The sequence below is a fragment of the Methylobacterium sp. J-048 genome (genome assembly GCF_022829515.1).
Lineage (GTDB): Bacteria > Pseudomonadota > Alphaproteobacteria > Rhizobiales > Beijerinckiaceae > Methylobacterium.
On the sequence record NZ_JAKSYL010000197.1, the window covers coordinates 1 to 8,270 of the forward strand.

Here is an 8,270-nt window from a genome sequence, read left to right on the forward strand (position 1 = left end):
TGCGACCTTGATGCGCCCGGCATAGGGCACCGAGATCGCGCCGTCGCGGCCGACCGGCTGCTCGGGGATGAGGGCGGATTTGGAGCCGGCGGAGAACCGGTCGGCGACCAGCGGCCCGGAGAACAGGCCGCCGGAGCCGGCCTCCCAGACCGAGACCGAGACCATGTCGCCGACGCCGATCACCGGCTCGGTGGAGGGGCGGTGGTCGCCGAACGAGGCGAGCAGGCTGTCCAGCGGGCGTCCGCGCAGGGCCTCGATCACGGAGGGGGTGACGTCGATGATCTCGTAGCGGGCGAGCGTGCCGCCGTCTGCGGTCGCGACTTCCGCGCCCGCCTCGATCGCGCTCGCCGTCGGCCCCGCCGCGGGCAGGTAGGTGCAGCCGCCGATGGACCCCGCCGCGAGGGCGGCCATCAGCGCGGTGAGCGCCGTCTTACGCAGCATCACAGAGACTTCTCCTCGCCGGCCTCCGCGCCATCGCTGGCTCGGACCGGGACATCCATGGTGACCGCTAAACGCTGCGATCGCTTTAACGGCCGCGTCGAACGGGCGGGTACCTCGCGGAACCCGCTTCCGGGACAGCCTTCGCTATCCGCTGCCAATGCGACACCAGCGTGGCACGGCCAAGCTCGCTGCGGTCAAGCTTAACCTTATCGCGCCCTTGCCGGTGTCTCCGCAAGTGTACGGGCCAGGGTCGCGCGCAGATCCCGCCCCAGGGCGTCGGCCGTGATGTCCAGGCGCCGCGGCGGGACCGGCTCGCCGCCGAACCGGAACACGGCGTAATCGGTCGCCTGACCGCCGAAGCCCGGCTTGCAGGTCGGCAGCGAGGGCGCGTGATCGCCGAACACGCAGAGGGTGATGGACTGGCCGCGCTCACGGGCGATGGTCTCGAGCCCCGCCACGAGGTTCTCGATCATGCGGCCGGTATTGACGACGTGGTGGAGGTACTGCGCCTCCGGGGCGTCGATCCCGGGCAGCCGCCCGGGCTTCCACGGCCCGTGATTCTCCATCGTCACGCAGAACAGGAACAAGGGCGTGCGCCGCCCCCGGACCTCGTCCAGCAGGCGCTCGCCGAGGGCCACGTCCCCGACATAGGGACCGACCCGGGGCGCCATCTCGAACGCCTCGCCCATCACCAGATCGCCGAAGCCGAAGGCCTGCATGACTTTCGCCCGGCGGAAGAAGTCCCTGTGGAACGGGTGCAGGAACAGGGTCTCGTAACCCCGGCCGCTGGCCAGCCGGGCGAGGCTGGTCGGCTCGTCGCCGCTGCGGGACGTGTAGGGATCGTAGCGGCCGAAGCCCAGGCTGTCGGAGGGCCGGCCGGTCAGCACGGCGTGCTCGCTGCGCATCGTGTAGGCGCCGTGCGCCGGAACCCGCAGCCGGCCGTACTGTGCGGCCCGGGTGCGGAACAGATCCATGGCCGGCAGTTTCGCGCCGCCGAGGCGTTCCGGATCGATGAAGGATTCGAGCTGGATCACCACCACCACGTCGTCGCCCGGGCCGGCCGGCAGGGTCGGCACCTCCGGAACCGGGGCGCTGCCCGCCAGCGCCCGGGCGGTGTAGCCGAGCAGGCTCGCCGGGAGGCCGACCCGGGCGACATCCGACTCCAGGTCGGGCTCGGGGAACCAGCGTGCAACCAGCCCAGCGAGCGGCGGCCGGGACGCGGCGCGGACCAGCAGCCACAGGGCCAGGGGCAGGCCGAGCATCGCCGCAACGCGCGGGATCGGCGCCTCCGGCAGGACGCTCGGTTCGGTCCGGTACCAGATCACCGTCGCGACCAGGGTCAGGGCCACCGGAACCGAGATGCGCGGGTCCCAGAGCGGCGGGATGTAGTAGAGCTGCGGATGGCGCGGCACCTGCGGCAGCAGGACGAAATCGCTGAACAGCAGCGGCTCGCCGATCACCGAGCGCTTGGCCCGGCTGACATAGATCAGCGCCGCGACCGAGACCACGCAGGTCAGCCCGGCAAGCCAGGGCCGCCACGAGAAGACGAACCAGAACAGCAGGATCAGCAGATAGCCGAGCAGCCGCAGGGCGAGGTCGCGTGGGGCCAGGCTCGCCGGGCCGAGCGAATCGCCGACGAAGACCTCAAGGGCGAGGCAGATGGCGAGCGCGAGGCCGGCGGCGATGAGGAACGTGGTCAAGGTCTAGGAACTCGGAGAGGGGCAAGCGCGCGTGCGGTCGGTACGGGAGGCGACCCGGCACGAGAAAATATGGTGAAACAAGGGTTTTGCGGCGTGCCTTGATGCGGATGCCTCGGGGCCGAGACTTCGTTTGCCGCGAAAGGAACTCGCTCTATCCCATTGTGATCGTAAAAAGAAACTAGGATCGTGGATGCCACCGTTGCCCCCGCCCTAGCGCGGACCCGCCTCGCGGCCGACGCCGCGGCGGCTGCGGAGCGCCCGCACGATCGGATTGAACAGGCCGTAGCGCGCCCGCATGACGAGATGGGCGGTGCGGCCGATCGAGAGGGCGCTGCGTGGTGCCGCCTCCCTGGCGGCGCTGAGCCGGTCGAGGAGCCGCTCGGGGCTGCACGGCTTCATCGCCACGGGATCGAGGTAGCGCGCATAGAGGATCATCGCGCCGGCGACCAACTCGTCCAGCGTGAGCTTGCGGCCGCGATCGGCCCCCGGGGCCAGATCCTCCGACAGGCCCCAGCCCGAGTAGAACGGGCGGCCATGGGTCGCCACGCTGAGCCCGCGGATCAGCGCCTCGAAGCCCGCGAGCGAGGTCATGGTCTCGACGTGGTGCACCCGGTCGAGCAGGTCGACGATGCTGATGCCGCCCACGATCCGGTCGGCGAGGGTGAGCGCCTCGGCCTCCGGGATGATGCCGGGGCGGAACCCCGCCTCGACATCGGGATGCGGCTTGTAGAGCAGGAAGGCGTCGGGGTTGCGCCGCCGCGCGGCCTCCAGCAGCGCCCGGTTCGAGCGGACCAGCGGCGAGCCGTGCTGCACCGAGGCGTCGTCCTCGACCTGCCCGGGCACCAGCACGATCCGCCGGCCGGCCGGCCAGTCGAGGGCGGCGGCGTCGAGGCCGACATTGTACTTGCTGAGCCGGCGTGCCACGACCTCCTCGCGCAGGCGCTTGGCCCGGCTCACGAGCTCGGGCGGGAAATCCGACTCGGCCAGCAGCCGCTGCAGGCGGCTCTCCCGGCGCGGATCGTAATAGATGCCCAGATCGTCGACCACGATGGAGGCGCCGGGCTGCAGGCTCGCGCCGAGGCCGACCGAGCGCAGAAAGCCGTCCTCCACCCGGGCGAGCGGCAGGCCGGCCTGCGCGCAGGCGTCTTCCAGCTTGCCCGGCGCGCGGGTCGCCCAGGCGAGGATCCGGCCGTCATGGCGGCGGCCGGCCTCGACCGCGGCCTCGGCCGTCATGGTATGGACCGGGCGGCCGGCCGGCCCGGTGCCGAGCACGTCGAGGGCCGGCCGCTTCCAGCGCGACATGCCGACATAGACCACCCGCCGGTCGTTCTCGGCGAACCGCGCGGCGAGCCAGGCGACGTGCTCGGCGCAGGCCTCGCGGCCGATCGGCTGGCGGGTCCAGGGATCGAGATAGTGAACCCCGCCCTCCCCGCCGAGCGGCTTGCCGTCGAGGCTGAGCCGCAGGGACGCGAACCCGGTCTCCGGGCTGTCATACGGGCTGAGCAACGGGCCCGGCGCGACCACCAGCCGTCGCCGCTTGGTCAGCCCGAGCAGCCGCGCCGGCAGGCTCCCCACCCCCCAGACGACGCCGACCGCGCCGGGCCGGACCCGGCCGAAGGCGAAGCCCGTCGCGGCCTCGATCTCCGCCCGCAGGCGGCGGATCGTCCGGCCGGTCGCGTAGAGCGACGGGATCGGTTCAAGGGACATGATGGGGCGCCCGGCTCCGGTCGGCTGACTCGTTCGGGCCGCCTGTAGCGCATTTTCGCCCGGATGGGATGGCCGGCACGGAATCACCCGGATGGCGGGGACAATCGTGGCCGATCACCCAAGCGTCACGGCTTGGAAAGGTTTTGGACATATCGTCGCCGTGATTGCCCCTTCAATCCGAGCGGTGGCCGCGAACGCGCGACCGTTGCAGACGGGCCACGCCGGAGCGGAAACGCCGTCCTGCGGCGCGGCCTCGGATTGCCGGGCCGTGTTGCTGCGTGCCAACTCTGTTTACTCTTTCTGGTCCGGCTCAGCCCGGCCAAGGGTCAAGGATAGAAGCGCCGCGGAATGCAAAAGACCGCCCCCGACGCCCTCCGCGACCGCCCTGCGACCTTTCTATTCTTGCAGGGCATCGCCTCTCCGTTCTTTTCCGATCTCGGCAAGGCGCTGCGCGCCCGGGGACACGAAGTCCGCCGCATCAACCTCTGCCCCGGCGACTGGCTGTTCTGGAACGGCAACGCGGACAATTACCGCGGCCGCCGCGAGGCCTGGGGCACCTATCTCGAATCGTATCTCGACCGCGAAGGCGTCACCGACATCGTGCTGTTCGGCGATTGCCGGCCGTTCCACCGGGCTGCCCGGATGATCGCGGAAGTCCGCGGCCTGCGCGTCCACGTGTTCGAGGAAGGCTATATCCGCCCCAACTGGATCACCTGCGAGCTCGGCGGCGTGAACGGCTTCTCGTCCCTGCCGCGCACCGCCGCCGAGGTCCGTGCCCTGGCGCGGCGCCTGCCCCAGCCCGGCCGGGCGATGCCGTCGACCGGCGACATGGCCCGCCGCAGCGTCTGGGACGTGAGCTACAACGTCGCCAACATCGCGTTCCCCTATCTCTTCCCGCATTTCCGCAGCCACCGGCCGACCCATATCGCGGCCGAGTACGCAGGCTGGATCAAGAAGTTCAGCCGCCGCGCCCATACCCGCCGCGAGGCGGCGCGCTGCGACGAGATCTACCGCGCGGTCGGCTGCGACTACTTCCTGCTGCCGCTCCAGCTCGACAGCGACTACCAGATCCGGGTCCACTCGCCGTTCCTCGGCGTCGAGGGCTTCATGGACCGGGTGATCAAGTCCTTCGCGGATGCGTCCTCGGCGCCGACGCGGCTCCTGGTGAAGCTGCATCCGCTGGACAGCGGCCTGATCAACTGGCGCAAGTTCGCCCGCGCCTCGGCCCGGCGCCACGGCGTCGGCGACCGGCTCGACTTCATCGACGGCGGCGACCTGCCGGCCCTGATCAAGGGTGCGCGCGGCGTCGTCATCGTGAACTCGACGGTGGGGATGCTGTCCCTGGAGATGGGCCGCCCGACCCATGCGGTCGGCACCGCGATCTACAACATGGCCGGCCTGACCCATCAGGGCGATCTCGACGGCTTCTGGACCAACCCGACCCCGCCCGACATGGGCCTGATGGCCGATTTCCGCCGGGTCGTGCTGCACCGGACCCAGGTGAACGGCGGCTTCTTCTCCAAGGGCGCGATCGAGCGGGCCGTGGCCGGCTCGGTGCCGCGGATGGAATCGGCCCTGCCGGATTCGATGCTGCATGCGGCGCGGGTGATCCGCGAGGGCGGCGAGAGCGACGGACAGCTCGCGCCTGTCTATTGAAGCGTAGCGGGAAGCCTGTCGGTTTTCGCTGACGGTTTCCGGGTCCCGGAAAGCCTTTAAGTCGCCGGTGAGCCCTTCCCGGTCTTGATCTTTGCGTGCTCCGCGGCGTAGCACCCGCGTCATGCCCCGCATTCTGATCACTGGCGCGTCGAGCGGTATCGGCGCTGCGCTCGCACGCCATTACGCGCGATCCGACACGAGCCTCATCCTCATCGGACGCAATACCGACCGCCTGGACGCCGTGGCCCGGGATTGCCGGGCCAGCGGCGCGGGTGTCGAGCCCGTGCGCCTCGACACCCGCGACCGGGCCGCCGCGATCGCCCTGATCCACAAGGCCGACGCGGCCCAGCCGCTGGACCTCGTCATCGCCAATGCCGCGGTGAATGGCGGCAACCAGAAGGGCGAGGTCGAGACCGAGGAGACGGCGTTCGAGACCGCCGACATCAACTACACCGGCTCGCTCAACATCGTGTTGCCGACCCTGACCCTGATGCTCCAGCGCGGGCGCGGGCAGATCGTGCTGGTGTCCTCGCTGGCGGCCTACGCGCCGCTCCAGGATGCCCCGGCCTATAGCGGCGCCAAGGCCGCCCTGGTCGCCCACGGGCTGGCTCTGCGCCAGAAGGTCGGGCCGCGCGGCGTGAAGGTCAACGTCGTGGCCCCGGGCTACGTGAAGACCCCGATGGGCGGCGAGCTGAAGGGCTGGCGGCCGCTGGAGATGAGCGCCGAGCAAGCGGCCCAGCAGATCGCCAAGGGCATCGCGAAGGATCGCGACGTGATCGCCTTCCCGTTCGCGCTGGCGGCGCTGGCGCGGACCGTACTGCTGCTGCCGGAGAGCATCCGCCGGGCCGGCCTCTACGCCTTCCGGTTCCAGCGCCGGCCGCGCCGCTGATGGCCCGCGCCCGGATCGCTCTGTTCGTCCTGGAGGCGCTGCCCAATGCCCGGGTGGTGCGCCGGTTCGTGGCCGATCACCGGGCCGACATCGCCTTCGTCGGGCTCTCGAACGCGGAACGGCCGTCAAGCGGCGGCCTGACCGGGCAGGTCCGCAAGCACCTGACGCGCTCAGGCACCGGGATCCTGCCCTACCTCGCGGTGAATTTCGGGCTGCCGGACCTGCTGCGCCCGCTGGCGCCCCTGACCCAGGCGGTCGCCGGCAGCGGCGACGCGCCAGAATCGACGCCGCTCAAGACCCTGTGCCGGCGCCTCGGCATCCCGATCCTGACGGTCGACGACGTCAACGGTCCCGAGGTCGCGCAGACGCTGCGCGAGACCGCTCCCGACCTGATCCTGACCTACCATTTCGACCAGATCCTGAAGGCCGAGACCATCGGGCTGGCGCGGCTGGGCGGCATCAACGGCCATCCCGGGCTGCTGCCGCGCCATCGCGGGCCGGTGCCGACGATCCATGCGCTGGCCGACGGGCCGGGCAGCTTCGGCATGACCCTGCACCGGCTGGCCGCCACGATCGATACCGGGGCGATCCTCGCCCAGGAAGCCGTGCCGCTGCCCGCCGACACCACCGCCACCCGGGCGGCCGTGGCGCTCCACGCCCACGGGCGCGGGATGCTCGACCCGCTGCTCGACGCGATCGCCCGTACGGGCCGGATCCCTGAGGGCCGGACCACGGAGGTCCTGCCCTATTGCCCGTTCCCGGACCGCGCGCTGCTGGCCTCCCTGCGCCGCAAGGGCCTGCGGCTGACCGATGGGCGGGACCTGCGCGAAGCGGTGAGCCTGTCGGGCCGGGCCGCTTAACCGGCCCTTAAGGCTGTTTCGTAAAGGATCGTTCAGCCTTTCCCGCCACCGATCGAGCCCGCCCAATGCCGGATACCAGCGCCCTCAAGGTGGCCTCCGACGTGCTGGCCTACGGCCGTCAGATCCAGGGCGGGCGGATCCGGGCGATCTCCGAGAACATCGCGAACGCCGATTCCGTACCGACCAGTCCGAGCGGGACGCCCTATGCCCGCAAGATCGCGGTGTTCCAGCCGGTCGATCCCGACAGCCCGCGCGATCCGGTGGGCCGCATCGCACGCGATTCCAGCGACTTCCGCCGGCGCTACGACCCGTCCAACGCCGCCGCCGACCGGCAGGGCTATGTCCGGTTGCCGAACGTCAACGTCGCCGTGGAATCGGCCGACCTGCAGACCGTGATCCGGAACTACGAGCTGAACCTCAGCGCCTCGGCCTCGATCGACTCGGTGGCCCAGGCCACGCTCAACCTGCTCGGGTGAGCCGGGCGTGGCGCCGGCCGTAGCCGGCATAGATCGCCAGACCTATGACCAGCCAGATCGCGAGCCGGACCCAGGTATCCGCCGGCAGCGAGGCCATCAGCACTAGGCAGGACAGGATGCCGAGCGCGGCCATCAGCGGCGCCGCCGGCACGCGGAACGGCCGGGGCCGGTCGGGTTCCGTCCGGCGCAGGATCAGCACGAGGCCGCAGACCAGGCTGAACGCCAGCAGCGTGCCGATGCTGACGAGCTCACCCAGGATGTCGATCGGCACCAGCCCGGCCAAAGCCGCGGTGAACAGCCCGATCACCACCTGGCTCGCCACCGGCGCCCGCGTCGCCGGATCGACCCGGCAGAACAGGGGCGGCAGCAGCCCGTCCCGGGCGATGGCGAAGAAGATCCGGCCCTGCCCGTAGAGCGCCGTGAGCGCCGAGGTGGTCAGCCCGATCAGGGCGCCGATCTTGATCACGATGGCGAGCCCGGGCATCGCCAGACGGTCGATCGCCTTGGCGATCGGGTCGGCGACGTCCAGCTCCCGGTAGGG

The 8,270-nt window shown here is 71.0% G+C and carries 8 protein-coding genes; 4 read left to right on the forward strand and 4 right to left on the reverse strand.

Features of this window, described 5'->3' with window-relative positions; genetic code table 11:
- From MKL09_RS19910 to MKL09_RS19920, 3 genes are all read right to left on the reverse strand, one after another.
- A partial coding sequence (locus tag MKL09_RS19910; protein ID WP_244022992.1) for a polysaccharide biosynthesis/export family protein occupies nucleotides 1–441 on the reverse strand: 441 nt, incomplete at its 3' end.
- Between the two features lie 206 nt (nucleotides 442–647).
- Entirely contained in the window at nucleotides 648–2,141 is a 1,494-nt protein-coding gene (locus MKL09_RS19915; protein ID WP_244022994.1) for an LTA synthase family protein, read from the reverse strand.
- 210 nt (nucleotides 2,142–2,351) lie between these two features.
- Nucleotides 2,352–3,848, reverse strand: a complete 1,497-nt coding sequence (locus MKL09_RS19920) for a capsular biosynthesis protein (RefSeq protein WP_244022995.1) — start codon at nucleotides 3,846–3,848, stop codon at nucleotides 2,352–2,354.
- 348 nt (nucleotides 3,849–4,196) lie between these two features.
- On the opposite strand from MKL09_RS19920, the gene MKL09_RS19925 reads away from it, so the two are divergent.
- The 4 genes from MKL09_RS19925 to MKL09_RS19940 all read left to right on the forward strand — a co-directional run bounded on the left by MKL09_RS19925 (nucleotide 4,197) and on the right by MKL09_RS19940 (nucleotide 7,729).
- Nucleotides 4,197–5,504, forward strand: coding sequence for a capsule biosynthesis protein (locus tag MKL09_RS19925; RefSeq protein WP_244022997.1), 1,308 nt, complete (start codon nucleotides 4,197–4,199; stop codon nucleotides 5,502–5,504).
- Between the two features lie 121 nt (nucleotides 5,505–5,625).
- A complete protein-coding gene (locus MKL09_RS19930; RefSeq protein WP_244022999.1) occupies nucleotides 5,626–6,393 on the forward strand; it encodes an SDR family NAD(P)-dependent oxidoreductase in 768 nt (255 codons plus the stop codon).
- The gene (locus MKL09_RS19935; protein ID WP_244023001.1) at nucleotides 6,393–7,253 is read left to right on the forward strand and encodes a formyltransferase family protein; all 861 of its coding nucleotides are present in this window, start codon (nucleotides 6,393–6,395) and stop codon (nucleotides 7,251–7,253) included. The genes MKL09_RS19930 and MKL09_RS19935 overlap by 1 nt, the downstream gene beginning before the upstream one ends.
- A gap of 65 nt (nucleotides 7,254–7,318) precedes the next feature.
- Complete coding sequence (locus MKL09_RS19940; RefSeq protein ID WP_244023003.1) at nucleotides 7,319–7,729, forward strand: flagellar basal body rod C-terminal domain-containing protein; 411 nt, start codon at nucleotides 7,319–7,321, stop codon at nucleotides 7,727–7,729.
- Here the strand turns inward: MKL09_RS19940 and MKL09_RS19945 are convergent.
- A partial coding sequence (locus tag MKL09_RS19945) for an APC family permease (protein WP_244023005.1) occupies nucleotides 7,713–8,270 on the reverse strand: 558 nt, incomplete at its 5' end. The genes MKL09_RS19940 and MKL09_RS19945 overlap by 17 nt on opposite strands.